The organism is Humidisolicoccus flavus, from assembly GCF_045689595.1.
Classification (GTDB): Bacteria; Actinomycetota; Actinomycetes; order Actinomycetales; family Microbacteriaceae; genus Humidisolicoccus; species Humidisolicoccus flavus.
The window spans coordinates 1,580,644-1,606,453 of the sequence record NZ_CP142724.1 but is presented as its reverse complement, the minus strand read 5'-3'; the positions used below and the strand labels follow the sequence as shown (position 1 = coordinate 1,606,453).

The following is a 25,810-nucleotide window of genomic DNA, read 5'->3' as shown; positions in this document are numbered from 1 at the left end:
CTCGAACTGCGTTCGCGATGCGCTCGCATTGCGCTTCGCTGGCACCGGGCGAATAGCTCCCTGCTCCAGGCCCATCGGCGCCGGGCATGCAAAAGGGGCCCGGCAAGCGCCGAGCCCCTCCTGTGCAATGCTGCGAGTTACTTCGCTGCAGCGTCTGCCTGTTCCTTCGCGGCCTTGTCCGCAGCAGCCTTGTCGGCTGCGATGCCTTCGAGGTACGCATCGCGCTTTGCTCCAGGAACCCAGCCCGTGTTGACGACCTTGATCTGGAAGATCGTGGCAGCGGTCACGAGGACGACTGCGATCACGATACTCAGGATCACGCCAAGGGTCTGACCGCCGAGGAGGCTGACACCGATGAGGGTTCCGAACCAACCGAAGTCAGCGTCACCGAAGGTGCTGTTCGCGAATCCGAACTCGCCGAGGACGAGCAGGAGGATCGCGGGGAGGATCGTGATGATCACACCGTTGACGAATCCACCGACGGCTGCACCGATACGGCCACCCGTGATGTTTCCGAAGACACCAGCGCCACCACCGGTGAAGAAGTGGGGGACCATACCCGGCAGGATCAGCGCGAGACCGAACACAGGGTTCAGCCAGATCGCGAGCAGGACGAGGGTCACGAGACCACCAGCGAACGAGGAGAGGAATCCGATGAGGACTGCGTTTGCACCGAACGGGAAGACGATCGGCACATCGAGCGCAGGCTTCGCACCAGGAACGACCTTCTCGGCGATTCCCTGGAATGCAGGAACGAGCTCACCGAGTACGGTGCGGACACCGTAGAGGATGATCGCGACACCGACACCGAACATCAGGGCCTGAGCGAACGCATCCATGATGAACGCACCAGCGTCCTCGCTGCCGAAGAAGCCGAGCGCTTCGTCGCGGGGGAGTGCAATGAGTGCCCAGATTGCGAACACCATGTAGATGAGCACCATCGAGAGGGAGGTCGCAACCATCGAGTCGCGCAGGAAGCGCATTCCCTGTGGGAACTTGATCTCCTCGGTCGAGCGGCTGCGGCGGCCGACGGCGCTACCGGTTGCACCTGCTGCGATGTAGCCGAGCGTTCCGAAGTGACCCATTGCGATGGTGTCGTCGCCGGTGATCTTCTTCATCCACGGGTGAGCGAATGCCGGCATGACGACCATGATGACTCCGAGGAGCACGGCGCCGAGGACGACGACGAGCCATCCGAGTTCAGCGGTGAAGCTGACCGAGAGCACGACCGTGATCATGAGGGCCATGAACACCATGTGGTGTCCGGTGAGGAAGATGTACTTCAGCGGTGTGAAGCGTGCGAGTGCAAGCATCACGAGGAAGCCGAGCACGAGGACGTACGCCGAGGTTGCACCGAACTGCTCGGATGCGATCGCGGTGATGACCTCGTTGGTCGGGATGACTCCCTGGGCGCCTGTGACCGCGAGGATCAGGTCACCAAGTGGTGTCAGTGCGCCAACAACCACATCGGCGCCAGCGCCGAGGATCAGGAAGCCGAGCGCAGCCTTGAGGCCACCGCCGATGACCTGACCAGAGTTGCGTCGAAGCGCGATGAGGCCGACCGCGGTGATGATACCGATGAGGTAGGCGGGAACGTTGAGGATCTGTTGTCCGATGAAATTCAGGACTACGACCAACCACTCCATTGGGGTCTCCTTTTATGGGTGCTGTGGTGTTGGGTGTGGGGGAGAGTGCTGGCCTGGAGTTAGGCGAGCGCCGTCTTGAGCTTTTCGGTGATCTCGTTGAGATCGGTGAAGTTGTTGATCACGATGACCTCGGCAGGAACGTCGCCGATTTCGTCGACGAGTTCGTCGGAGGTGAGCACGATCTTCGCGGTGCGAGCTGCGCCGCGTGCTGTTCCGATGTCTGCTGCTTCTACATCAGCGTCGACATCGAGCGCACGGAGTGCCTTCTCGGCGTTCATCTTGAGCAGGACGGACGTACCGATTCCCATGCCGCAGACTGCAACAATTTTCATGGTGTGACCTTTCGTTATTCGCTCACGCGCGTGAGAATTTCACGCACGTGTTCAGGGGTTTCCGCTTCAATGAGTGTCTTCAAGACTGCTTCGTCTGCGAGGACACCCGCAAGGGCGGACATCATTTCAATGTGACCATCGTGATCGGTCGCTGCGAGACCGACGACGAGGGAGACGGGGTCGTTGGTCTTGTGACCGAACTTCACCGGGTTCGCGAGCCCGACCCAGCTGATGCCGGTGCGCTGGACTGCGGGTGAGGGTCGGGAGTGCGCGAGTGCGAATCCAGGAGCGACGACGATGTACGGGCCGTGTTCGTCGATTGCCGCGATCATCTCGTCGGTGTATTCGGCCGTGGTGACTCCGGTCGCGACGAGGCCTTCTCCTGCAAGGCGGATGGCTGCTTGCCAATCTGCTGCGCTTGCTTGGGTCTGAATCGCCTCGATGGGGAGTTGGTCAGCGAGGTTCACTCGGGTTCCCTTCATCGGTGGTCGCCCGCGCGTCGTTCACGCGGGCTTGCAGATAGACCCTAGCGCGATTTTCGTGACTTATGGTCACTACTGAGCGAAAGTATTCAGTTTGTGGAAGTTTTGGGGAGCTTTCGAGTGATGCGACTGACTCGGTCGCTCTCGAAGAGGGCGTCTTGGGCGAGCAGCGAGGCACCCCGCACGCCCGCCTTGTTGCCGAGGCGAGAGCGCTCGACGACGAGCGCCTGGCGCGGGAATGGGTGTGAAGCACTGAAGATCGCGCGGCGGATCGCGCCAATGAAGGGTTCGCCGGCTGCAGCGAGATTGCCGCCGATGACCACTGCGGCGGGATTGAGCAGGCCGACGACGTCGGCGATCGTGTAGCCGATGATTTCGCCAACTTCAGACAAAAGCCCGAGCGCTTCTTTGTCGCCGCTGTTCGCGAGCGTCACGATGTCTGCGCTCGTACGGACCGAGGTGGTGAGCGAGTCGCGAATGGTCGCGCCGCTGGCAACAGTCTCGAGGCGGTGGAGCGGTTCGCTCAGCCGGTTGCGAAGGGGAGCGCTGAGCTGACCCGCGCCGCCGCGTGCGCCGCGATAGATGCGGCCGTCGAGAACGTAGGCGCAGCCGACGCCGATCCCAGCCTTCACGACGACGAGGTCTTGATATTCGGGCCAACCGAGCCGTGATTCTCCGACGGCGAGGATGTTGACGTCTCGATCGACCGCGATGACAGCGTCGAAACTCTCGAGGTAGTCGGCGACGCGCACGTTGTCCCAGCGCGGATCGAGCTGCGGGCTGCCGAGGCGGCCGTTCTCGGCGTCCACGGGGCCGGGAACGCCGATGCCGATGCCCCGCACTTCGCTCATGTTCTTCTCGAGCTTGCGCAAAAGGAAGTCGAAGACCTGCCGCGCCCAGGAGAAGATCTCGTCCGGGCCGTCGAAGAGGCCGATGTCTGCCTCGTCTTCAAGCAGCACGTTGGAGATGAGGTCGGTGATCCCGACGCGGGTATGCGAGCTCCCGATGTCCATTGCCAGCAGGAGACCCGCGTCTTTGTTGACGGCGAATTCCTGTGGAGGCCTGCCGCCGCGGCTGTCGAGCTGCCCCGCGCTCACGATGAACCCGGCTTCGCTGAGTTCGTCGAGCCGGCGAGCGAGCGTGACGCGCGACCATCCGAGGTGCTCGATGAGGTCGGTTCGCGTGGTCGCCTCCCCGGAGCGGATGAGCTCAAGGACGACGCCCGAGCCTGTTGCAAGCATGCGCGCCATGTGGCTCCTTGGGCTGGATGGGTTTCCGAGAGGGCGCCCATATCTTGACGGAAGTCGAGAGTTGACTTATGTATAAATGTATACCAAAGTGAACTCCATGACGAGAGAAACCTTGCCGGGTCACGAATCCGGTTCGAAGCACGCTTCCCAGAGTCCCGCAGCGCGCCACGCAGAGCAGCGTGCGGTCGCGGCCGCAACGGCGATTCCCGCCGAAGTCGTGAACGCGAAGGGGCACGGGCACGGCGGCACTGCGATGGCGATGGCGCCACTCGCGCACGTGCTGTTCCAGCGGGTGCTGCGCCACGACCCGAGCGACCCGCAGTGGGCGGGTCGGGACCGCTTCATTCTTTCCGCAGGCCACGCGAGCCTGCTGCTCTACACGCAACTGCATCTCACGGGCTACGGGCTCGAACTCGAGGAGCTCGCGAAGAGCCGCAGCCTCGGCTCGCGCACCCCCGGTCACCCGGAACTCCACCACACGCCCGGCGTCGAGATGAGCACGGGACCGCTCGGTCAGGGTGTGGCCAGTGCCGTCGGGCTCTCGCTCGCGCTTCGCCGCGATTCGGCGCTGCACGGAGCTGGCAGTGGCGTCTTCGACTCGACCGTGTTCGTGCTCGCAGGCGACGGCTGCCTGCAGGAGGGTGTCTCAGCTGAGGCATCGAGCCTCGCCGGGACGCTCGGTCTCGACAATCTCGTCATGATCTGGGACGACAACAGCATCACGATCGACGGCGGCACCGATATCTCGTTCTCCGAGGATGTCCGTGCTCGCTACCGCGCGTACGGCTGGAACGTGCTCGAGATCGACGAGTTCCAGAACCTCGACGTCATCGAGCAGACGCTCCGTGAAGCACAGGAATTCAAGGGAGCACCCACGCTCGTCGCCCTCCGGAGCGTGATCGGCGCACCATCCGCGGCGTTCTCCGGCAAGCCCGCTGCGCACTCCGGTGGATTCGGCGACGAGGAGGTGCGCGCGATCAAGCAGTCCCTCGGATTCGAAGCGAACGCGAGCCTGCACGAGCTCGTCGAGCCGGAGGCCCTGGAGTTCACGCGCGGCGCGATCACCCGAGGTGCCGAACTGCACGCGCAATGGAACGAGCGTGAAGCTGCCTGGCGTGCGAGCAACCCCGCTCTCGCGGCTCGTCGTGACGAACTGCTCGCCGGGCCCGGCGCCGACGTCGCCGCAGCGCTCGAGAACATCGAGATCACGCCGGGTGCGATGGTCGCAACTCGAAAGACCAACGGCGCGATCATCCAGGCACTGCAGCCATGGGGTGGCTTGTGGGGCGGTTCAGCAGACCTCTCCGGATCGACCAACGTCGCTGTCGCCGGCACCGCCGTCGACGCTGCAAACCCTGCCGGAGATTTCATTCACTTCGGAATCCGTGAGCACGCAATGGCCGCGGTACTGAGCGGTATCGCCCTGCACGGTCTGTGGCGTCCCTTCGGCTCCACGTATCTCGTCTTCAGCGACTACATGCGCCCGAGCATTCGGCTCGCTGCGCTCATGGGGCTTCCTGCGCTCTACGTGTTCACTCACGATTCGGTCGCGGTCGGCGAAGACGGACCAACGCACCAGCCGGTCGAACAGGTTGCCTCCTTGCGCACTGTGCCAGGGCTCGCGGTCGTGCGACCTGCGGATGCCGCAGAGGTCGTCGAGGTCTGGAAGCACCTCCTGCTTCCGAGCGAACGTCCGCACAGCGGCCCCGCAGCACTCGTGATGTCGCGACAGGACATTCCAGTGCTGGAACGCAGTGAAGGATGCGCTCCATCGGCCTTTGGTTCCGTGGTCTGGCAGCACGGTGCCGGTCTCGACCTCGCCGTGCTCGCGACCGGGAGCGAGGTGCACCTTGCCGTTGAGGCTGCGAAGGCGCTCGCCGATGAGGGCGTCGAGGCTCGCGTGGTGTCGATTCCGAGCGTGGAATGGTTTGCCGAGGCAGAGGCGGAATACCGAGAACTCGTGCTCCCGGCGGAAATCCACCGTCGCGTTGCGATCGAGGCTGGCGTGCCGGACGCGTGGTACCGCTGGGTCGGCCTCGAGGGAACGGTCATCGGAATCAACGACTTCGGCGAATCTGGAAGCGGCGCTGAGCTGCTCGAATCACGCGGGATCACCGCACAATCGGTGATCGAGGCTGCGAAGGCGCAGTTGCAGCGGCCGTAATCGTTGCGTTGCAGGATGAGCGAGCGGAGTCAGGCGAGGCGTGGCTCCGCTCGTTTGCTTTGGCGTGCGTTCTGCGAGAGGCGCTTAGGGTTACGGCGTTACAGCATCCGCCAGCGACGCGCGGAGAATCGACCTGAACCGGGTCGCGGACGCGGCACAAAGCGCGCGCGCTCGAACGCGAGGCTGAACCCTGCGGAATTCTGCCGGAAGTCGACCACCCAGCGGTCGCCGAACGCGAGGTAGAGCACCGGGACAAGCAGTGGAAGCATGAACGTTCCGAGCAGCCAGAGCGCCTTCGTCAGCATCGGAAGCGCGTCGTTTCGAGGAACATCGATGAACATCCACACGATGCTCGCGAGCAAGGGAACGACAACGACGGCTGCGAGCACAACGACGACGATCGGTGGTGCTTCCATACTTCGACACTAACGATTGCCAGCCGAGGCGACAATGGCTTCGCCATGACGGCACTGCGAATACAACGAAGCGGGCGGTCGCGCGAATGCGAACTCAGTCGTCGCCGTCGAAGAGCCCGCCGTCGAGGATCCAGTTGTAACGGAGACGAAGCGCGCGCTCCATGCTCGCGATGATCGAGGCGACCAGGAGGGTGATGTTCAGCCAGCCGGGCAGATGAATCGGTGAAGTAAAGGTGCCGACGTTCTCGGCAACGATGTCGATGTTCGTGATCTGCTCGATGATCTGCGGGAGCCCGAGCACGAGCGCTACGGCAAGGATCGCAAAGGAAGCGAACCCGATCGCTCTACTGAGTCCGGGGTTGTCGCGATCGAGTCGTGCCCGCCGACCTTCACCGGAGGCAGGGTCGGGAGTGAGCTGGCGCTGCACTCCGTTGTCGCCGATGAAGTGGCAGCGACGGATCCCGTAGGTGCTCACGACGACCTCAATCGCGCCACCGGGTATTTCGAGCATCGCGGGCAGCTTCGATTGCGCATGGTGCGTGTCGTTCAGGAAGAAGTGCGCTCGAACTTCGCCGTCGGAGTCGCCGAAGTGACGGACATCGACCGAGTACGTCTGCCGTTCGCCCTGTGCGTCGGTGAGTCGAAGGTGGAAGAGCGAGCGTGAGAGGAGTTGCCACCACCGAAATCGCTGCAGTGGTCGACCATCGCCGGGGCGCAGTTTCTTTGCAGAGCGGCGACGCTTCCAGTTTGAGACCACGGTTTTTAGCGTAGCAACGCCGCAACGGCCGGAACTGGGCGAGTGCCCGGTTCCGGCCGTTGCTGCATCGAGGTTGGCTCGATGCGGTGCTCCTGGGTTGTGATGGTTCTGGTTTGTGATGGTTCTGGGTTGTGACGTCACCGGGTTGTGTCGGTGCGATGCCGCTCTAGTTGTTCGACGGTGCCGAGACCGGGCTGGCCGGGGTGACGGGGCTGGCCGGAGTGATCGGGCTGGCTGGCGATACCGGAGTCGGCGGTGAGACGGGGCTCGGCGGGGTCACCGGTGATGGCGTCGAGACCGGGCTGGCCGGCGACGCAGTCGGCGGGGTGCTCGGCGAACTCGGGGTGCCCGAGCTCGGTCCCTGCGAAGCATTCGGGCTCTCGCTCGGCGTCGAGATCGAGTGGACGCTCACTGCGGTGGGAGCGGTGACCACGGTGTAGCCGTTCGTTCCCGGAGCCAGCGAGAGTGATCCGCGCTGCAATGCTTTCTCAACCGCGACCGAGCCGGAGATGCCGTTCGCCTGAACCTGCTCACCGGCAGCGTCTTCGATCTGCATCGTGTTGGCAACCGCGGTGGCGCCACCTGCAAGCAAGCCGATACTCAGGGCACTGATGCCGCTGACTGCGATCCATTTACTCATGTTCTACTCCGATTCTGAGGAAGTCGTATGCGGGAGGTGTTCGCTCCCAAAACCAGTGTGCGGATCGTCTGTGAGAGCCAAAGGAGCCGGAGATGAGAACGCTCTCATTCGTTCCTTCGCACCCTCATCGTCGCGATCGAGGAGATGCCGGGCGGCGCCGATCAGTGTTTCGGCCTTCCCGTGATCTCCGCTCGCAGCAGCGCCGAGCGCGTGAGCAACGCAGTGGATCGCGAGGAGGGCTCGGGTCCGCACGCCATGCAACGGTTCCCAGCGTTCCAGCGCGCTCCAGGCGAGCGATTCCCATCGGCTCCGGCTCATCGCATCTCGCACGAGCAGGCTGCTTGCGAAGGCGTGACCGATGAAGGCCGCATCGTCGTCCGCGGGATCCCCGAGTCCGACCGTGTCGACATCGATCATCCCCGTCACGCGAAGTGGTCCGGGTTTTGAGTGAGCGGTGCCCTGGGGATCGCTGCTCGTCGATGCCGTGCTGCTGGCGCCACTTGCGCCGAAGAAGAGCTGCGAAATGTGCAGGTCACCGTGAATTGCTCGGCGTGCGAACTCGGGAGCGGCCTTGAGGTCCCGGCTCGCACGCTCCAGAGTCTTGGTGGCGTCGTCGAGTGCGCGGCGATCGAGCGAGGTTTCGTGGAGGCGATCTCGGTACCACTCAGTTCTCGTTCCGAGCGAAGCGCGCTCCGACACGGGGACCTCCGCGCTCGCGAGCGTGTCGCGCAGGGCGTCGATCGCGGCGAGGATCTCACCCGTTTGCCGGGTGAGGAGCACTCGCTCCCCGGCGGTGCCTTTTGCCGCTTCAAGCAGCAGCAGACCCGTGCGAGACCACCCGAGCAGCTTTGGCACTGGGATTCCAGCATCGAGCAGCTGCTTGTGCAGCGCATGCACCCGCTCCACGCGGCGTTGCAGCAGCACCTTCACGAACAATCGGCCATGCTCCGAGGTCTCCACGGACAGCACGGCGCGCTTGCCGGCCCGGTACACGAGCATGACCGGAGGCGAGAGCAGCGTGAGCCCGAACCGTTGCAGCAGTGCAGCGGCCGACTGCTCGAACGCCATCGGCAGCAGCGGTGGCAGATGCGGATCAGCGGGATGCAGCCAGATTCGTGCGGGTGCATCGGCGCCGGGAACGCGTCCAGCGTCTGCCGTCGCGCCGTCGGGCTCGGGGCCGGCGCTCACCAACCCCGTCTCCTGGTCAACGGCAACGCCGGAGGTGTCGACGAAGTAATGGAGAGTCTCGCCCTCGTGGGCAAGCTGAATTCCCGTGACGAGGCCTCGGCCCAGCGGTTCGGCACTCGTCGTTCTGAGCGGCGTCGAGCGTTCAAGACCGAGCGCCTCGAGGAGAAGCTCTTCGGCCGGACGCATACTGACATTTCAGCATTCGAGCGGGCCGAGTTCAGCGCAGATGAGAGGATTCTCATTCGCAGCGGAATCCATGCCGCGCCTCGCGATAATGGTCTTCATGACGCCCGATCCCGATGCACGGAAGCGTCGTTTTCGCGCTCCGGTCGTCTCGGTGCGGACCCGGATCGTCAGCGTCATCGCCGTCATCACCGCACTCGGTATGCTCGCGGCCGGGGTGACCGCGTTCCTCGTCGAGCGTTCCCGAATCCTCGAGCAGATCGACACGCAACTGATGTCGAGCCTGCAGAGCGCTGAATTCATCGTGAGCGAAGACCAGGCGGCCAGCTGGACCGACGCTCCGACAGCGCTTCGCAGCGTGGTGCAGCGCCATGCACCGGACGACAATACGGGGACCCTCGGCATTGTCGACGGCAAGTCAACCTGGGTTCCCGGCGTCGGCGTGCACGTCGCGCTGGAGAGCGTGCCCGGCTTCGTCGACCGCATCGTCGCCGAGGTTCGAGCGGGCGGAACAGTCATGGGGACCTACGCGGTCGATGGGCTCGCGCTGCGCTACATCGCAACGTCGATCACAATCGACGGAGTCGCGAACGACCAGGAGGCGATCTTCGTCACCGCCTACGACGTGAACGCGGAGTTCTCGGAACTCACCCAGGCAGCACAGGCCTATGTGATTTCGAGCTCGATCATCCTGCTCATCATCGTCATCGTCGCGTTCCTCATCTCCGGGCGATTGCTCCGTCCGATCCGGACGCTCCGGCTCGCGGCCGACCGCATCTCGGAGTCTTCGCTCGACGAACGAATTCCCGTGACGGGAAACGACGATGTTTCCCAACTCACCACGACGGTGAACGCGATGCTCGACCGGCTCGATCATTCGGCGACGGCGCAGCGGCGCTTGTTCAGTGACGTCGGTCACGAGTTGAAGACGCCGATCACGATCGTGCGCGGGCACCTCGAACTCATGGACGCGAAAGACCCGAGCGATGTCGCCGCGGCCCGAGAGCTTGCGATCGATGAGCTCGACCGGATGGCGGGTCTCGTCCAAGACATCGCTCGGGCATCATCGCTCGAGTCGGCCGCGCCACTGCGACCCTCGCCCGTTGACGTTGGAGAACTCACGAGTTTGCTGGTACAGAAGAGTGCAGCGCTCGGGGGAGCAACCATCGAGCAGGGCGAGACGGCACACGTCGTCGCCGTTCTCGACGGCGAGCGGATCACGCAAGCAGTGATCCAGCTCGTGCAGAACGCGATCACCCACGCGGCAGGTCCGATCGTGATCGGCAGCCGCGTCGAATCCGATGCCGTGGTGTTCTCGGTTCGCGACCACGGCCCTGGGATCCCCGACGCCGACAAGGAACGGATCTTCGAACGGTTCATGCGCGGTTCGACACCCACGCCGGGAGCCGGCTCGGCAGGACCGGCTCCGGTAGCGCCTGGAGCCGCCGCCCAGGTGGCGCCCTCGCCCTCGGCAGCACCAGCTCCAAAAGCTCCGGGCACCGGGCTCGGCCTCGCAATCGTCCGGATGATCGCTCGCGCGCACGGCGGATCCGTCGTCGTGCGCGACGCAGCGACGGACTCCGCCGGAACCGGCAGCGTGTTCTCACTGCGAGTGCCGCTCATGCACGCGCAACCGCCCGCGCACCACCTCGAAACCAAGGAGCCTCGTGGCATCGATACTGATCGCTGAAGACGAGGCGCGAATCGCCGCCTTCGTGGAGAAGGGACTCCGAGCAGCCGGGTTCGCGACCCGGATCGTCGGGACCGGCACCGAGGCGCTCGACCTCGCCCTCACCGAGGAGTTCGATCTGCTGCTGCTCGATGTCGGGCTGCCGGGCATCGACGGCTTCGAAGTGCTGCAGAGCCTTCGCGGCTCCGGCAGTGCACTGCCCGTCATCATGCTGACCGCGCGCACTGGCAGCGAAGACACGGTCGCGGGCCTCACCGGTGGGGCTGACGACTATCTCGGCAAGCCGTTCCGATTCGACGAACTGCTTGCTCGCGTTCGGCTTCGATTGCGGCCGACAGAACCCGTGCAAACTTCGACGCTCGCGCGCGGGGAACTCGAACTCGACATCCGGACGAGGCGAGCGCGCGTCTCAGGTCGCGAGGTCGATCTCTCGGCCAGGGAGTTCGCGCTCGCCGAAGAGTTCGTGCGGAACGCGGGGCAGGTGCTCAGCCGCGAGCAGTTGCTCAGTCGCGTGTGGGGTTTCGATTTCGATCCGGGCTCGAATGTCGTCGACGTCTACGTGCGCTACCTGCGCAACAAACTCGGCAGTGAACGCTTCGAGACAGTGCGCGGCGTCGGGTACCGACTGGAATAGTTTCGGAGCCTCTGCAAACAACAAAGCGCTCGCCCCCTTTGCACAGGGGGCGAGCGCTTTGTTCGTCGAGGCGGCATTTTCGCGCCTCGAATGCCTTACTGGATCGCGTCGAGGAGCCCGTCGTCCTCGATGAGCACCTCAGAGAGCGGCTTGCGCTCGCGGGGCGTGGTCTCTGCTTCGCGGAGGTCCTCGTCGAGCAGTTCTGGCTCACCGAGGTAGCCGATCGCCACTGCGGAGACGACACGGTAGTCGTCACTGAGACCGAATGCCTCGGCAGCCCGCGTCGGGCTCAGTCCGCTCATTTGGCGGAAGTGGAATCCTTCGGCGCTGGCCTGCACTGCGAAGTGACCCATCGCCTGGCCGAGGTCGTAGAGTGCCGTCTTCTGTTCGCGGCCGTCAGCGTCGCGCAACTGCGCAACGGTCAGCATGAGCGCGCTCGCACCCTTCGCCCAGTTCTGGTTGAACGGGATGAGCGTGTCGACGATGCGATCGAAGACCTCGCTGCCTGCGAATCCGACGATGAAACGCCACGGCTGCGCGTTGAATGCGCTGGGGCTCCAGGTTGCTGCTTCCAGGGCGGTCGCAAGCGCTCGGCGGTCGATTGGCGTTTCGGTGAACGCCCGCGTGCTCCAGCGCTCGCGCAGTACATCGAGCACCGGGTAGACGGTCGAGGCGGTCTTTACTGAGTTCGTCATTGCATTCTTTCTGGTCAAAACTGTCTGCTCTGGTGAGAGCAGGGGGTGAGCGCGGGGTCGCTGCAGCGGTTCAGCACTCGTCTTTGCTTTTTGGGCAGGTCCGCTCAGCGAGCAGGCGCTCGCGAAGCGGTACGAACAGGTCGATCAGGGTCGCGGCATTCGCGTCGTCGACGAAGTTCAAGAACAGCGAGTCGACGTGGCGCGCGTGCTTCGGGCGTGCTTTACGCAGTGTCGAACGACCGAGGTCGGTGATGAAGGCGTTGGTGACTCGGCCGTCGTCGGCATCGCGCTCGCGGCGCACCCATCCGCGATCTTCGAGAATGCCGATCTGGTATGTCAGTCGGCCGGGTTGGAACGCGATCTCGCGCGCGAGGTCACCCATGCGCAGGGTGCCACCCGGGGCCTCGTTGAGCATGAGCAGGATGTTGAACTCGGCGTGCCCGAACCCGCAGTCCTTGCGCAGGAGCCGGTCGAGCTCTGCGGTCAGCATCGCCGTTGCCTCGAAGTACGAGCGCCATGCCCGGAGCTGTTGCTCGCGGGCAACGGCCTGCGCCGCTTCGACGGGGGTCACCGTGCGCCGCCGAGCAGGCTCGCGAAATCTTCGAAGTCGCCGCTCGACTCGTCGAAGGGATCGCTCGCGCGGTGCCGCGGAGTGCCGATGATCGCTCCGGCGAGTTCGGTTCCGACGCGAGTGATGCGGCCGGGAAGGCCACTGTCGCTCGATCCCCAGTCTTCGGTCGCCGCATAGATCGAAGTCGGCGTGAGTGTGCTGCGGAGGTAGGTGAAGAGCGGGCGCATCGCGAAATCGAGCATGAGCGAGTGCCTGGCGCTGCCACCGGTCGCGGCGAGCGCGGTCGGGATGCCGTCGAGCTGACCGGCCTCGATGATGTCGAAGAACGACTTGAAGAGTCCGGAATATGAGCCGTTGAACGTTGGCGTCACTGCGATCAGCGCATCTGCGTCGACCACGGCGGTGATGGCGGCTTGCAGTTCGGCGCTCGGCGTGTGGCTGAGCATGTGGTGTGCAATGGCGGTGGCGAGCGGGCGGAGGTTCACGACCGTGACGGTGGCTTCCTGGCCGTGTGTTTTGAGCGCTTCGAGGGTGGCGCTCGCGATGCGTTCTCCGAGCAAGCTCGTGCTCGAGGGCTCACTGAGCCCTGCTGAGACGACGACGAGTCGCTGTGGTGCGTGGCTCATGCATTGCTCCGTTCAGGTGCGATTGCTGCAGCGGTGTCGACATCGGCGTTCGAGGCATCCTGCTGTGTAGCCATTGTCTCGGAATTCCCGCCCCGTGCTGCAAGCAATTTCGCGTGGGTGGGGGCGTCCGGAACTCCTGGCGCGCGCAGTGCATCGAATTCGCGTCGGAGGACCGGGACGACCTCGGTGCCGAGGATCTCGATCTGTTCGAGCACGGTTTCCAGTGGAAGGCCTGCGTGATCCATGAGGAACAGCTGGCGCTGGTAGTCGCCGACGTGGTCGCGGAAGCCGAGCGTGCGGTCGATGACCTGCTGTGGGCTTCCGACGGTCAGTGGCGTCTGCTCCATGAAGTCTTCGAGGCTCGGACCGTGGCCGTAGACGGGCGCGACGTCGAAGTAGGGGCGGAACTGGCGGATGGCCTCCTGGGAGTTCTTGTGCATGAAGACCTGGCCGCCGAGGCCGACGATCGCCTCTTCCGGGGTGCCGTGGCCGTAGTGCGCGAAGCGGCTGCGGTACAGGCGAACCATCTGACGAACGTGGTCGGAGGTCCAGAAGATGTTGTTGTGGAAGAAGCCGTCGCCGTAAAACGCGGCCTGCTCGGCGATCTGCGGGCTGCGGATCGAGCCGTGCCAGACGAACGGTGGGATTCCGTCGAGCGGCGCGGGCGTCGAGGTGTAGCCGGTGAGTGGCGTGCGGTGCTTGCCCGACCAGTTCACGACCGGCTCGCGCCACAGCTTGTGGAGCAGCGAGTAGTTCTCGATCGCGAGCTCGATGCCATCGCGGATGTCTTTGCCGAACCATGGGTAGACGGGACCGGTGTTGCCGCGACCGAGGGTGAGGTCGACACGCCCGTCGGAGAGGTGCTGCAGCATCGCAAAATCTTCGGCGATCTTGACGGGGTCATTGGTCGTGATGAGGGTGGTCGCCGTGGAGAGCTGGAGGGTCGTGGTTTGGGCCGCGATCCAGCCGAGCAGGGTGGTCGGGCTGGAGGGTACGAATGGCGGGTTGTGGTGCTCGCCGCTGGCGAAGACGTCGAGGCCGACTTCCTCGGCTTTCAGGGCGATCGCGACCATTGCCTTGATGCGTTCGTGTTCTGTCGGAGTGCGGCCGGTGGTGGGGTCCATCGTGACGTCGCCGACTGAAAAGAGACCAAACTGCATGGTGCTCATGGGATCCTCGCTCCTGCGATGACTCGCACTCGTTTATTTCAAATCTGAACAATAGTAGCAACGCGGTTTGGCGCTGTGTATTCCGAAGTCCCAAAAATTGATCTCGCTATAGTAGTTCGCCGTGTCCCCAGCCGGGGGATGAACGATCTCGAACGACAAACCCTGGCGCGCCACGGTGCGCCCGGAGAGGAGCCGATGTCTGGTTCAACAGACGACCGCCAGTTCGCAACAATCGGGGCCACCGCGCGTGGCTCAGGTCCACGCACTCCGGGCGAAAGAAGACCAAGACATCGCCGCACCACCCGTCGCTTAGAAGTTGATGACGTCCTCGTCGTCAAACGCTCGAAAATTCGTACCGCCATCAGTGGCACCGCAGTCGGAAACTTCATGGAGTGGTTCGACTTCGGCATCTACGGCTACCTCGCCGTCACCATGACCGCCGTCTTCACGACCGGCTTCGACGAAAACGTCGGCCTTCTTATCGTGCTTCTCGGATTCGCGGTCTCCTTCCTCGTCCGCCCGTTCGGCGGCATGGTCCTCGGACCCCTGGGCGACAAGATCGGTCGCCAAAAAGTTCTCTTCGTCACGATGGCCATGATGGCCGTCGCCACGGGACTCATCGGGATGCTCCCGACCTCGGCCGCGATCGGCGGTTGGGCGATCGTGCTGCTGTACTTCCTGAAAATGGTGCAGGGCTTCTCCACCGGTGGTGAATACGCAGGAGCATCGACCTACGTCGCCGAATTCTCTCCGGACAAGAGCCGCGGATTCTGGTCGTCGTTCCTTGACGTCGGCTCCTACCTCGGGTTTGCCGCGGGTGCGTCCGTCGTCGCCATTACGACCTTCGTGAGCGAATCGATCGCCGGACCGACCGCGATGGTCGATGGTGCGTGGCGCATTCCGTTCCTGCTCGCGATTCCGCTGGGTGCGGTGGCGATCTGGTTCCGGCTGCGGATCCCCGAGACGCCCGCGTACGCCGATGCCGAACAGAGCGGCGAAACCGTGCACAACGCGGACGACCCATTGGCTCGCCAGGGACTCCGCGGAATCGTGCGCCTGTACTGGCGTCCGCTCCTCATTGCCGTCGCACTCGTCGCTGCGACGAACACCGTGAGCTACGCCCTCACGAGCTACATGCCCGCATACCTCGAAACCGAGGTCGGAGTGAGCAACGTGATGGCGGCGGTGGCCACCGTGCCCGTGCTGATCCTGCTCGCGTGCATGCTCCCCTTTATCGGGCGTCTGAGCGACAAGATCGGGCGGAAGCCGCTGTACTGGTGCGCGGTCATCTCGACACTCGTGCTCACGCTGCCCGCCTTCGCGATCATGCAGACCGGCCTGATCTGGGCGGTGCTGCTCGCACTCGTGATGCTCGCCGTGCCGCTCGCGTTCTACGCTGCGATCGCCGCTTCGACACTGCCCGCGATGTTCCCGACGGCAAGCCGCTTCGGAGCGATGGGGCTGGCGTACAACGTCTCCGTGTCACTCTTCGGCGGAACGACGCCGCTCATCAGCGAGGCGCTGATCCAGCTCACGGGCAACAGTTACATGCCTGCGTTCTACGTCATGTTCTTCGCCGTGGTGGCGAGCATCGCGCTGCTCTCGATGAAAGAGAGCGCGCGACGCCCGCTGCTCGGCTCGATGCCGACGGTCGAAACCCAAGCGGAGGCGGTGGCGCTCGTCGAGGGGCAGGATTCCGATCCGCTCATCGACACCAGCACGATGCCGCTGCAGGTGGTCGGGGCCGGTGCTCCGGCGTCGACTGACGACGCAAAGCCAGGAGTCTGAGCTCAGCAGGAGTCTGAGCTCAGTCGGAATCCCAGATGCCTTGGGCGGGGTCGCGTACAGTGCGCGGCTCCGCCCTCGTGTTGTTGCTGCCGTCCTTTGGTCGGGTGAGGGTTGCGAAGCCGGGTGTGATCACAGCGCATCGAAGCGGTCCTCGTGTGCTGTCGTATCGCAGACGTAGGATGCGGGCATGCGAGAAATGATTCGAGTCGTCGGCGCCAGAGAAAACAACCTGCAGGGCGTCACGCTCGACATCCCGAAGCGCGCGCTCACGGTCTTCACGGGAGTCTCGGGTTCCGGGAAGTCATCGCTCGTGTTCGGAACGATCGCTGCCGAGTCCCGCCGCCTCATCGATGAGACCTACGAGGCTTTCGTGCAGAATTTCATGCCGCCTGTTCCGCAGCCCGAGGTCGACGAACTCCAGGGCATCACGGCGGCGATCATCGTGAGCCAGGACCAGATGGGGGCGAACGCCCGCTCGACGGTCGGCACCGCCACCGATGCCTACACGATGCTCCGAGCCCTGTTCGCTGAGATCGGCACGCCGGCACTGCATTCGCCGATCATGTTCAGTTTCAATGACCCACGTGGCATGTGTCTTCGCTGCGAAGGCCGCGGGAACGTCTCGGCGATCGATGTCGATGCACTCGTGGACCGCTCGAAGTCGCTCACCGAAGGCGCGATCGACTTCCCGAACTTCAACGTCGGAGGCTGGTACTGGCGGCTCTACGCCGAGGGCGGCACCCTCGACCCCGAGAAGAAGATCAAGGACTATACGGGCGCAGAACTCGAGGAGTTCCTGTACGGCCCAGAGAAGAAGGTCTCGCTCGCCGGGATCAACATGACCTCCGAAGGGTTGATCCCGAAGGTCATGAAGAGCTACGCGGGCAAGGACCTCGACTCGATGAAGCCGGCAATGCGCGCCGCGGTCGAACGCATCGCGAGCTTCGATATCTGCCCGGAATGCGAGGGCGCAAGACTCAACGAGCACTCCAGAAACGTCACGCTCGCAGGCCAGACCATTCGCCAGCTCACCGAGATGCAGATCGACGACCTCGCGACGTTCCTCCTCGAACTCGATGCAGCGTCGAGTAGCGCAACGGCGCCGCTGCTCGACAAGCTCTCTGCACTGCTGCGCGGATTCGTCGATATCGGGCTCGGGTACCTCAGCCTCAATCGGCCGGCGGGCACGCTCTCGGGCGGTGAAGCGCAACGCGTCAAGATGGTTCGTCATCTCGGCAGCGCACTCACCGATGTCACGTACGTGTTCGATGAGCCGACCATCGGACTCCACCCGCACGACATCGAACGCATGAACGTCCTCCTCACCCAGTTGCGCGACAAGGGCAACACGGTGCTCGTGGTCGAGCACAAGCCCGAAGTCATGGCGATCGCCGATCACATCGTCGACATGGGCCCGGGTGCGGGGACCCATGGCGGGCAGGTCGTGTTCACGGGAACACCCGCAGAGCTCAAAGCCTCCGGCACGCTCACGGGGCAGCACCTCGATCAGCGGCAGAGCATCAAGACCGAGGTGCGTGCGCACCGCGGTGTCATTGAGATCCGCGGGGCTTCGCAGAACAATCTGCGCACCGTCGATGTCGATGTTCCCAAGGGCGTGCTCGTCGTGATCACCGGGGTCGCAGGCTCCGGCAAGAGTTCCTTGATTCACGGCTGCATGCCAAAAGAGGGCGCGTCGTTCGTCGACCAAACCCCGATCCGTGGTTCGCGCCGGTCGAATCCGGCAACCTACACGGGCATCCTCGAACCGATCCGGAAGGCGTTCGCGAGTGCGAACGGTGTGAAGCCCGCGTTGTTCAGCGCAAACTCCGAGGGAGCCTGCCCGGAGTGCAAGGGCCTCGGCGTGATCCTGCACGACCTCGGCTTCATGGCCGGCGTCGAAACACCGTGCGAACTCTGCAACGGGAAGCGCTTCACCGCTGCAGTCCTCGAACTGAAACTCCGCGAGAAGAACATCAGCGAGGTCTTCTCGATGTCGATCGAAGAGGCGCGAGCGTTCTTCACCGAGAAGGTCGTCACGACCATGCTCGACCGCCTCATCGATGTCGGACTCTCCTACGTCACGCTCGGCCAAGCGCTCAATACGCTCTCCGGTGGCGAGCGTCAGCGCCTGAAGCTCGCGATCGAAATAGGAACAGACGCCGCGATCATGGTGCTCGACGAGCCGACGACCGGCCTGCACATGGCTGATGTGGAGAACCTCATTGCGCTGCTCGACCGCATCGTCGATGCGGGGCGAACCGTCATCGTGATCGAACACAACCTCGATGTCATGGCGAGAGCAGATTGGATCATCGACATGGGCCCGGGTGCTGGCGAGGGCGGAGGAGCAGTAGTCTTCACGGGCACTCCCTCAGCGCTCGTCGAAGCATCGAAGGCCGGAGACCCGTCACTGACCGGAGTGCACCTCGCGCATCGGTCCCCGGTCGCACTGTAGAAAGGACAAGCCGTGCCACGCTTTACCGCGACCCGCAATGACGACACCTTCGTCGACCTGCAGGGCGTCACCGTGCACTATTACTCGTGGCTTCCTGCGAAGCCGAAGGCGATCATCCTCATCGCCCACGGTCTTGGCGAGCACGCGCTGCGCTACGAGCACCTCGCCGCCCGGCTCAACGAGGCAGGCTACGGCGTGTATGCGCTCGACCAACGAGGCCACGGTGCAACAGGTCTCGCGCAGCACGGCGGTGACACCACGAAACTCGGCAAACTCGGTGCTGGCGGAATCGTCGCAGTGCAGGGGGACCTGCTCTTCCTGCTCAAGCGCATCCGCGGCCGCCACGAGCACCTGCCCGTCGGCCTCATCGGGCACAGCTGGGGTTCGCTCATCGCGCAGCGACTTCTCAACTCGAACCCCGAGGCAATCGACGCGCTCGTTCTCTCTGGCACCGCGTACCGGGTGCCGGGCAAAATGAACGCCGGCGATTTGAATGCGCGGCACAAGCACCTCGGCACCACCGGATTCGAATGGCTCTCCCGCGACGAGAACGTGCACACGCTCTTCGCAGAAGACCCGCTGACGTTCGCAGCCGATCCCGCCAAGAACTTCGGCTACCTCGAAGCGGCGAAGCTCTTCGGCCGTCCGAAGCGCAACCTGCGCCGCGACGTCCCCGTGCACATCGCGATCGGCAGCGACGATTCGCTCGGCGGCACCGAGAGTGCGCAGGCGCTCGCGGCATCACTCCGGGAGCGGAGCAAGCTCAGCGACGTCTCGCTCACGGTGTACCCAGGCGGTCGCCACGAGATCTTCAACGAGCTCAACAAAGATCGCGTCATGAACGACACGGTCGAATGGCTCGATCAGCATTTGATCGGCCAAGCGCCCGTCGCGCCGCGCCGATAGTCTCGAACGCGGAAGGGAGTATCGTGCACGGAGAATACAAGGTCCCGGGCGGCAAACTCGTCGTCGTCGATCTCGAGGAATCAGAGGGGCTGATTACAGGCTTCGCGCTTGCCGGTGACTTCTTCCTCGAGCCAGACGAAGCGCTACTCGCGATCAACGATGCCGTGAACGGCTTGCCCGTCACGAGCACGGCAAACGAGATCGGCACCGCAATCCGCGCGGCGCTCCCGAGCGAAACCCAGATGCTCGGTTTCACTCCAGAGAGCGTCGGCGTCGCCATTCGCCGAGCGCTGGCGACCGCAACCGCGTTCACCGATTACGAGTGGTCGATCATTCTCGGCGACGCCGAATCTCCCGCCATGAATCTCGCCCTCGACGAGGTGCTCACCGCCGAGGTCGGGCAGGGGAGGCGCGGCCCGACGCTCCGTGTCTGGCAGTGGGCGAGCCCCGCCGTCATCATCGGATCATTCCAGTCCTTCAAGAACGAAGTCGACCCTGACAACGCCGAGAAGTACGGCTTCGAGGTCGTCCGCCGGATCTCCGGTGGCGGCGCGATGTTCGTCGAGCCCGAAGCCGCGATCACCTATTCGCTGTACGTTCCCGGTGACCTCGTGCAGGGCATGAGCTTTCAAGATTCCTACGCGTTCCTTGACGCCTGGGTGATCCAGGCGCTGCAGGGAGTCGGCATCGACGCCAGCTACCAGCCGCTCAACGACATCACTTCGCCAAGCGGCAAGATCGGCGGTGCTGCGCAGAAGCGGCTCGGCTCTGGCGCTGTCTTGCACCACGCAACGCTGTCGTACGACATGGACGGCGAGAAGATGGTGCAGGTGCTCCGCATCGGCCGCGAGAAGATGAGCGACAAGGGCACGAAGAGTGCCGCCAAGCGGGTCGATCCCCTGCGCAGCCAGACGGGCATGCCCCGAGCGGAGGTCATCGACGCATTCGTGAACACCTTCCGTGCGCTCTACGGCGGCGCGAGCGACGAGATCAGTACCTCCGAGCGCGAAGCAGCAGAAGCGCTCGTCGAGTCGAAGTTCTCGACGCAGGAATGGCGGCACCGCGTTCCGTAATCCACACGATGGTCGACGTCACGTGCAACACAGGAGAAACGTTCGTGGTGCACAGTAGTTCGTATGACGACCCCGATCACGGTCGCCGTTGAACGTCACGTCGACCCCACAAGGGAACACGAGGCGATCGACTGGGTGCGATCCGGCATAGACCTTGCAGCAACGTTCGATGGATTTCTCGGCTCCGGCTGGGTGCGCAGCGGACCCGACGACGACCGTTGGTACATGCTGTACCGCTTCACCGACGTCGATTCGCTTGAACGTTGGGAAGACTCTGAGGAGCGAGCCGCGTGGAGTTCCGCGGGAACCGACTTCGCGGTGACATCGAGGGTGGAACGCCGTAGCGGAATCGAAGGTTGGTTCGACGTCGCCTCCGATGGTGCGACGATCGCCGCTCCGCCACGCTGGAAACAGGCCGTCTCGATCTGGCTCGGCTTCTTCCCGGTCAACCTGGCGGCGACGTTCATGCTCGGACTGATTCCAGGGTTCCTCGAACTCCCACTCTGGACGAGAGTGCTTGCAACCACACTGCTGCTCACACCGATCATGGTGTACCTGGTGTTGCCGTTCGTGACCCGGCAGTTGCGTCCGTGGCTGCAGCGATCACCTCGGCGCATCGATGAGGAAAGTCCCGGCGGCGCTCAGTAGAACGTGGCTTGAGAGATCGGGCCCAGCGGAACGACGCTCAATGGAGCGGCGTTCAAGGAGCACTGACACCAGAATTCCGCTCGCCCGCTCGCCCGCTCGCGCTAGGGCAGCGGCGGGTTGTCCGGAATCGTGATCGTCCCCATCTCGAGGTAGATGATCGGCATGATGATCGACAGCACGAGGGCGATCAACGCGATCCCAGCGGTTGTCAGGAAGGCGCTTCGTCGGCGGCCGACCGTGACGCGAGCCCACATCCATGACAGCGGGAGTGCGACGAGCGCGAAGATCCCAGCAACGATTGGTGCGACAAGGTGCGGGATGCACGCGATCAGCACGAGCAGCAGGATGCAGACCGCAGAGATCCGCTGAATCGGGGTCGGTGCCTCGTTCGGGTCGAGCTCGGGTGGTTCGCCCGCGGCCCGTTCGCTCGCTTGCATCGGCGGTCGTCTCGGCACCAGCGGATCACGCTGATCGCCTCGAAGCGCAGCGAGCGATTCGCGCTCGGACAGGTATCCGGCGGGCGGTGGAAGCGGGGGGATCGAACCGTCGCCTGGTGGTTTCGGCTGCTGAGGAGGCGTCATCGGGTTACGTCGGAATGGTGCTCGCGACTCCGAAGATGAAGACGCCCGACCACACGAAGAACATGATGATGCCGTTGACGATCGAGAGCGCGGCGAGGACGATGCCCCAAATGGCCCACGCCTTCCCCGGCTGCTTCTGCAGTCGTGACGCGATGCCGAACTGGAACCCGAAGATCACTCCGATGATGCCGAACAGGCTCAAGAACGGGATGAACGAGACGATAAAGGCCGAAAGCCCCCACCAGAACGACATCTTCGAGGTGCGAGCGGTGCCCTGCAGCGACTGGGCCTGCGCAGCGGAGAACTGAAAACGCGAGGGTGGTGCAGTGACGGAGTCAGCTCCGTACTGGCCAGGGGCACCGGGGTTCTGCTGCCCGAACTGTGCTGGCTGCCCGAACTGCGTTGGCTGCCAGAACTGCGTTGGCTGCCCGAACTGCGTTGGCTGCCCGAACTGGGTGGGCTGCCCGAACTGAGTTGGCTGCCCGAACTGTGCTGGCTGTCCGAACTGGGCGGGCGGGCCTGAGGGGCCTGCCTCACCGAACTGGCCAGGGTACGGAGGTTGCCCGGGCTGGCCGAATTGCGCACCGTTCGGGTTGCCGTGCGCGCGTGCGTCCCAGGGACCTTCAGGCTGCGTGGGTGGCGTCGTCATGCTGTAATCGTGGCACGATTCCCTGGACAAATGCGCGGAGAAATTGCGCGCAGACGCGACCGCGCGCTGTTGGGCAAGGTCTTAGTTGGCGAGTGGAATCGTCCCGGTGGGGGTGTTTCGGTTGGTGTTCCGTGCTGCAGTTGCAGCAACACCCGAACTGGCGACGATAACGATGATGATCGCGATCAGCTCAAGGGGAGCGAGTGCTTCATGCAGGACCAGGAATCCGAAGAGCCCGGCGGCTGCGGGTTCCGCACTCATCAGCACTCCGAACACGCGAGTCTGAATTCTGCGAAGCGCGAGCAGTTCGAGCGCATAGGCAACCGCGCTGGAGAGTAACGCGACGAGCGCGATCGGGAGCAGCAGGGAGGGGTTCTCGATCAGGCCGGTGGTCGCGGGCGCGACACCGAACGGTGCGACGACAACCGCTGCCACGGCCATTGCGAGCACGAGCCCGCCAACGCCCTCGGTGTGCTGGCCGACTCGCTGCGAGCACACGATGTAGGCCGCCCAGCAACCTCCTGCGAGGAGCGCGAGGACGATGCCGAGGGGGTCGAGTGTTCCGCTGATCGACTGGATTCCGATCAGCCCGATGCCGATCGTGCCGAGCGCGACCCACAACCAGTCGAGCGCGCGCCGAGTTTGCGCGCCCGCCAGGATCAGCGGCCCGAGGAGTTCGAGCGTGACGGCAACGCCGAGCGGAATGCGGTCGAGCGAGAGGTAGTACAGCAGGTTCATGCTGCCGAGCGAGACGCCGAGCAGAATGACTGCTCGCCAGGCGGGCCACCGCATGCCGCGAATCTTTGGTCGAGCGATGAGCAGCAACAACAGGGTCGCGATCGTCAAGCGCAAGAACGTGATCCCGGCGGGGGACATTTCTGAGAACAACGTTTTCGCGATCGATGCTCCGAACTGCACGGAACAAATCGCGAGGACGACGAATGAGATCCCGACGAGGGTGCTCTGCGCGGAAGGTGAGGAGCGGTGCACCCTGCCAATTTACGCGGAATACTGGGGTGATTTGGATATACGAAAGAAACAGTCGCGCTTCTAGACTGAACCTTGTGACTCTTGAGAGAACGTCCCCATCGATTGAAGTGTGGCCCGGCAGCGCGTACCCCTTAGGTGCAACGTTCGACGGTAACGGAACAAACTTCGCCATCTTCACCGAAGCCGCCGAGAAAGTCGAACTGTGTTTGTTCGACGACCAGGGCAATGAGTCGCGCGTCGAGCTCCATGAGGTCGACGCCTTCGTGTGGCACGGCTACGTCCCGCATGTGCAACCAGGGCAGCGCTACGGCTACCGCGTGCACGGCGAGTACGACCCCGAGACGGGCCAACGCTGCAACCCCAACAAGCTCCTGCTCGACCCGTACGCAAAGGCAACGGCGGGGGAGATCAAATGGGGCCAGTCACTGTTCTCCTACAACTTCGGCGAACCGCTGTCGCGGAACGACGAAGACAGTGCGTCGAGCATGATGCACGGCGTCGTCATCAACCCGTTCTTCGACTGGGCCGGCGACCGCGCCCCGAAGACCCCGTACAACGAGTCCTTCATTTATGAAGCGCACGTGAAGGGGCTCACGTACACGCACCCGGAGATCCCGGAGGACATGCGCGGCACGTACGCCGCTATCGCGCACCCCGCGATCATCGAACACTTGAAACGACTCGGTGTCACCGCAATCGAGCTCATGCCGGTGCACCAGTTCGTGCACGACTCCACGCTCGAAGAAAAGGGCCTCCGCAATTACTGGGGCTACAACACAATCGGGTTCTTCGCGCCGCACGCCGACTACTCGGCCTCGGGTCTCGGCCAGCAGGTGCAGGAATTCAAGGGCATGGTCAAGGCACTGCACGCCGAGGGGATCGAGGTCATTCTCGATGTCGTCTACAACCACACCGCCGAAGGCAACCACCTCGGCCCGACGCTCAGTCTGAAGGGCATCGACAACGGCGCGTATTACCGCCTCGTCGAAGACGACCTGCAGCACTACATGGACTACACGGGGACCGGGAACTCGCTCAACGTCCGCCACCCGCACTCGCTCCAGCTCATCATGGATTCGCTGCGCTACTGGGTGACCGAGATGCACGTCGACGGGTTCCGCTTCGACCTCGCGAGCGCGCTCGCCCGCGAGTTCTACGACGTCGACCGCCTCTCGACCTTCTTCGAGCTCGTGCAGCAGGACCCGGTGGTCAGCCAGGTCAAGCTCATCGCCGAGCCTTGGGATGTCGGCCCCGGCGGCTACCAGGTCGGCAACTTCCCACCCCAGTGGACCGAGTGGAACGGCAAGTACCGTGACACCGTCCGCGACTTCTGGCGCGGGGAACCGAACGTGCTCGGAGACTTCGCGAGCCGTATCGCCGGCAGCGCCGACATGTACGAGCATTCGGGCCGCCGCCCGGTCGCGAGCATCAACTTCGTCACCGCGCACGACGGCTTCACCATGCGCGATCTCGTCTCGTACAACGAGAAGCACAACGACGCCAACGGTGAAGACGGGAACGACGGCGAAAGCCACAACCGCTCCTACAACTACGGCGTCGAGGGCACGACAGACGATCAGACCGTGCTCGAAACGCGTGCGCGTCAGCAACGCAACTTCATCGCGACCCTCCTGCTGAGCCAGGGTGTGCCGATGCTGCTGCACGGCGATGAACTCGGGCGCACGCAGGACGGCAACAACAACACGTACGCGCAGGACAGCGAGATCTCCTGGATCGACTGGGACAACGCCGACGAGCCGCTCGTCGAGTTCACCGCTGCGGTCGCAGAATTGCGCCACAAGCACCCGACGTTCCGCCGCAAGCGCTTCTTCACGGGGAACACCGTTCGTACGAGCGACGGTGCCCGCCTCAACGACATCGTTTGGCTGACCCTCGGGGGCGAGCCGATGGAGTCGCACGATTGGGACGAGGCTTCGCAGCCCGCGATGGCCATGTACCTCAACGGTGACGGGATCGAAGGCAAGGATGCTCGTGGCAACCGCATCACCGACGAGCACTTCATCCTGTACTTCAACGCCAGTGAGGACGCGATCGATTTCACGCTGCCACCGGACGAGTACGCGCCAGCGTGGGACGTGAAGTTCGACACCGCGGGCGCGCTCGAAGAGGGCACGACGCTGCACGCTGGTGAGACCGCACAGTTGCAGAGCCGCACCATCGTGTTGTTGTGCGCGCATCGTGACGCGCCCGTCGCACCGGACGGTTCCGTCGCCGCATCGATTGCCGCTGCAACCGCACAGCACAAAGAGGAGTAAC

General features: G+C 64.0%; 24 protein-coding genes. 9 read left to right on the top strand and 15 right to left on the bottom strand.

Annotation, left to right across the window (positions count from 1 at the left end):
- Positions 1 to 137 precede the first annotated feature (137 nt).
- The 4 genes from U2H20_RS07650 to U2H20_RS07635 form a co-directional block, all read right to left on the bottom strand.
- Entirely contained in the window at positions 138 to 1,646 is a 1,509-nt protein-coding gene (locus U2H20_RS07650; RefSeq protein ID WP_430591700.1) for a PTS ascorbate transporter subunit IIC, read from the bottom strand.
- Positions 1,647 to 1,705: 59 nt separating this feature from the next.
- Positions 1,706 to 1,978, bottom strand: coding sequence for a PTS sugar transporter subunit IIB (locus U2H20_RS07645; protein WP_430591699.1), 273 nt, complete (start codon positions 1,976 to 1,978; stop codon positions 1,706 to 1,708).
- A 14-nt stretch (positions 1,979 to 1,992) separates the two neighbouring features.
- A complete protein-coding gene (locus U2H20_RS07640; RefSeq protein WP_430591698.1) occupies positions 1,993 to 2,445 on the bottom strand; it encodes a PTS sugar transporter subunit IIA in 453 nt (150 codons plus the stop codon).
- A gap of 104 nt (positions 2,446 to 2,549) precedes the next feature.
- A complete protein-coding gene (locus U2H20_RS07635) occupies positions 2,550 to 3,710 on the bottom strand; it encodes an ROK family protein (RefSeq protein WP_430591697.1) in 1,161 nt (386 codons plus the stop codon).
- A 97-nt stretch (positions 3,711 to 3,807) separates the two neighbouring features.
- Between U2H20_RS07635 and U2H20_RS07630 the strand changes: the two genes are divergently transcribed.
- On the top strand, positions 3,808 to 5,874 hold the full coding sequence (locus tag U2H20_RS07630) for a transketolase family protein (RefSeq protein ID WP_430591696.1): 2,067 nt from the start codon (positions 3,808 to 3,810) through the stop codon (positions 5,872 to 5,874).
- 98 nt (positions 5,875 to 5,972) lie between these two features.
- Here the strand turns inward: U2H20_RS07630 and U2H20_RS07625 are convergent, their stop codons facing one another.
- From U2H20_RS07625 to U2H20_RS07610, 4 genes are all read right to left on the bottom strand, one after another.
- Complete coding sequence (locus tag U2H20_RS07625) at positions 5,973 to 6,290, bottom strand: PLDc N-terminal domain-containing protein (RefSeq protein ID WP_430591695.1); 318 nt, start codon at positions 6,288 to 6,290, stop codon at positions 5,973 to 5,975.
- A 94-nt stretch (positions 6,291 to 6,384) separates the two neighbouring features.
- Positions 6,385 to 7,047 (bottom strand): hypothetical protein, encoded by a 663-nt coding sequence (locus U2H20_RS07620; RefSeq protein WP_430591694.1) that lies wholly within the window; start codon positions 7,045 to 7,047, stop codon positions 6,385 to 6,387.
- A gap of 166 nt (positions 7,048 to 7,213) precedes the next feature.
- Positions 7,214 to 7,687, bottom strand: coding sequence for a hypothetical protein (locus U2H20_RS07615; protein WP_430591693.1), 474 nt, complete (start codon positions 7,685 to 7,687; stop codon positions 7,214 to 7,216).
- A 3-nt stretch (positions 7,688 to 7,690) separates the two neighbouring features.
- On the bottom strand, positions 7,691 to 9,061 hold the full coding sequence (locus tag U2H20_RS07610; RefSeq protein WP_430591692.1) for a phosphotransferase: 1,371 nt from the start codon (positions 9,059 to 9,061) through the stop codon (positions 7,691 to 7,693).
- Between the two features lie 97 nt (positions 9,062 to 9,158).
- On the opposite strand from U2H20_RS07610, the gene U2H20_RS07605 reads away from it, so the two are divergent.
- Positions 9,159 to 10,748, top strand: coding sequence for a sensor histidine kinase (locus U2H20_RS07605; protein ID WP_430591691.1), 1,590 nt, complete (start codon positions 9,159 to 9,161; stop codon positions 10,746 to 10,748).
- Positions 10,726 to 11,382 carry a response regulator transcription factor gene (locus tag U2H20_RS07600; RefSeq protein WP_430591690.1) on the top strand — a complete coding sequence of 219 codons (657 nt, stop codon included), beginning with the start codon at positions 10,726 to 10,728 and terminating at the stop codon, positions 11,380 to 11,382. The genes U2H20_RS07605 and U2H20_RS07600 overlap by 23 nt, the downstream gene beginning before the upstream one ends.
- 95 nt (positions 11,383 to 11,477) lie before the next feature.
- Here the strand turns inward: U2H20_RS07600 and U2H20_RS07595 are convergent, their stop codons facing one another.
- The 4 genes from U2H20_RS07595 to U2H20_RS07580 form a co-directional block, all read right to left on the bottom strand.
- On the bottom strand, positions 11,478 to 12,077 hold the full coding sequence (locus tag U2H20_RS07595; protein ID WP_430591689.1) for a nitroreductase family protein: 600 nt from the start codon (positions 12,075 to 12,077) through the stop codon (positions 11,478 to 11,480).
- A 70-nt stretch (positions 12,078 to 12,147) separates the two neighbouring features.
- Entirely contained in the window at positions 12,148 to 12,648 is a 501-nt protein-coding gene (locus U2H20_RS07590) for a MarR family winged helix-turn-helix transcriptional regulator (protein WP_430591688.1), read from the bottom strand.
- Positions 12,645 to 13,274 (bottom strand): CE1759 family FMN reductase, encoded by a 630-nt coding sequence (locus U2H20_RS07585; protein ID WP_430591687.1) that lies wholly within the window; start codon positions 13,272 to 13,274, stop codon positions 12,645 to 12,647. The genes U2H20_RS07590 and U2H20_RS07585 overlap by 4 nt, the downstream gene beginning before the upstream one ends.
- On the bottom strand, positions 13,271 to 14,434 hold the full coding sequence (locus U2H20_RS07580) for an LLM class flavin-dependent oxidoreductase (protein ID WP_430593612.1): 1,164 nt from the start codon (positions 14,432 to 14,434) through the stop codon (positions 13,271 to 13,273). The genes U2H20_RS07585 and U2H20_RS07580 overlap by 4 nt, the downstream gene beginning before the upstream one ends.
- Before the next feature lie 204 nt (positions 14,435 to 14,638).
- On the opposite strand from U2H20_RS07580, the gene U2H20_RS07575 reads away from it, so the two are divergent.
- The 5 genes from U2H20_RS07575 (at position 14,639) to U2H20_RS07555 (ending at position 21,313) form a co-directional block, all read left to right on the top strand.
- Positions 14,639 to 16,231, top strand: coding sequence for an MFS transporter (locus tag U2H20_RS07575; RefSeq protein ID WP_430591686.1), 1,593 nt, complete (start codon positions 14,639 to 14,641; stop codon positions 16,229 to 16,231).
- A gap of 187 nt (positions 16,232 to 16,418) precedes the next feature.
- Positions 16,419 to 18,686: an ATP-binding cassette domain-containing protein gene (locus tag U2H20_RS07570; protein ID WP_430591685.1), complete on the top strand. Its 2,268-nt coding sequence runs from the start codon at positions 16,419 to 16,421 to the stop codon at positions 18,684 to 18,686.
- A gap of 12 nt (positions 18,687 to 18,698) precedes the next feature.
- The gene (locus U2H20_RS07565; protein ID WP_430591684.1) at positions 18,699 to 19,592 is read left to right on the top strand and encodes an alpha/beta hydrolase; all 894 of its coding nucleotides are present in this window, start codon (positions 18,699 to 18,701) and stop codon (positions 19,590 to 19,592) included.
- A gap of 23 nt (positions 19,593 to 19,615) precedes the next feature.
- Entirely contained in the window at positions 19,616 to 20,665 is a 1,050-nt protein-coding gene (locus U2H20_RS07560; RefSeq protein ID WP_430591683.1) for a lipoate--protein ligase family protein, read from the top strand.
- A gap of 63 nt (positions 20,666 to 20,728) precedes the next feature.
- Positions 20,729 to 21,313: an antibiotic biosynthesis monooxygenase gene (locus U2H20_RS07555; RefSeq protein ID WP_430591682.1), complete on the top strand. Its 585-nt coding sequence runs from the start codon at positions 20,729 to 20,731 to the stop codon at positions 21,311 to 21,313.
- A gap of 101 nt (positions 21,314 to 21,414) precedes the next feature.
- Here the strand turns inward: U2H20_RS07555 and U2H20_RS07550 are convergent, their stop codons facing one another.
- The 3 genes from U2H20_RS07550 to U2H20_RS07540 form a co-directional block, all read right to left on the bottom strand.
- A complete protein-coding gene (locus tag U2H20_RS07550) occupies positions 21,415 to 21,894 on the bottom strand; it encodes a hypothetical protein (protein ID WP_430591681.1) in 480 nt (159 codons plus the stop codon).
- 4 nt (positions 21,895 to 21,898) lie between these two features.
- Positions 21,899 to 22,543, bottom strand: coding sequence for a hypothetical protein (locus U2H20_RS07545; RefSeq protein ID WP_430591680.1), 645 nt, complete (start codon positions 22,541 to 22,543; stop codon positions 21,899 to 21,901).
- An 81-nt stretch (positions 22,544 to 22,624) separates the two neighbouring features.
- The gene (locus tag U2H20_RS07540) at positions 22,625 to 23,533 is read right to left on the bottom strand and encodes an EamA family transporter (protein WP_430591679.1); all 909 of its coding nucleotides are present in this window, start codon (positions 23,531 to 23,533) and stop codon (positions 22,625 to 22,627) included.
- A 101-nt stretch (positions 23,534 to 23,634) separates the two neighbouring features.
- On the opposite strand from U2H20_RS07540, the gene glgX reads away from it, so the two are divergent.
- A complete protein-coding gene (gene glgX / locus U2H20_RS07535) occupies positions 23,635 to 25,809 on the top strand; it encodes a glycogen debranching protein GlgX (RefSeq protein ID WP_430593611.1) in 2,175 nt (724 codons plus the stop codon).
- The last annotated feature ends 1 nt before the right edge of the window (position 25,810 follow it).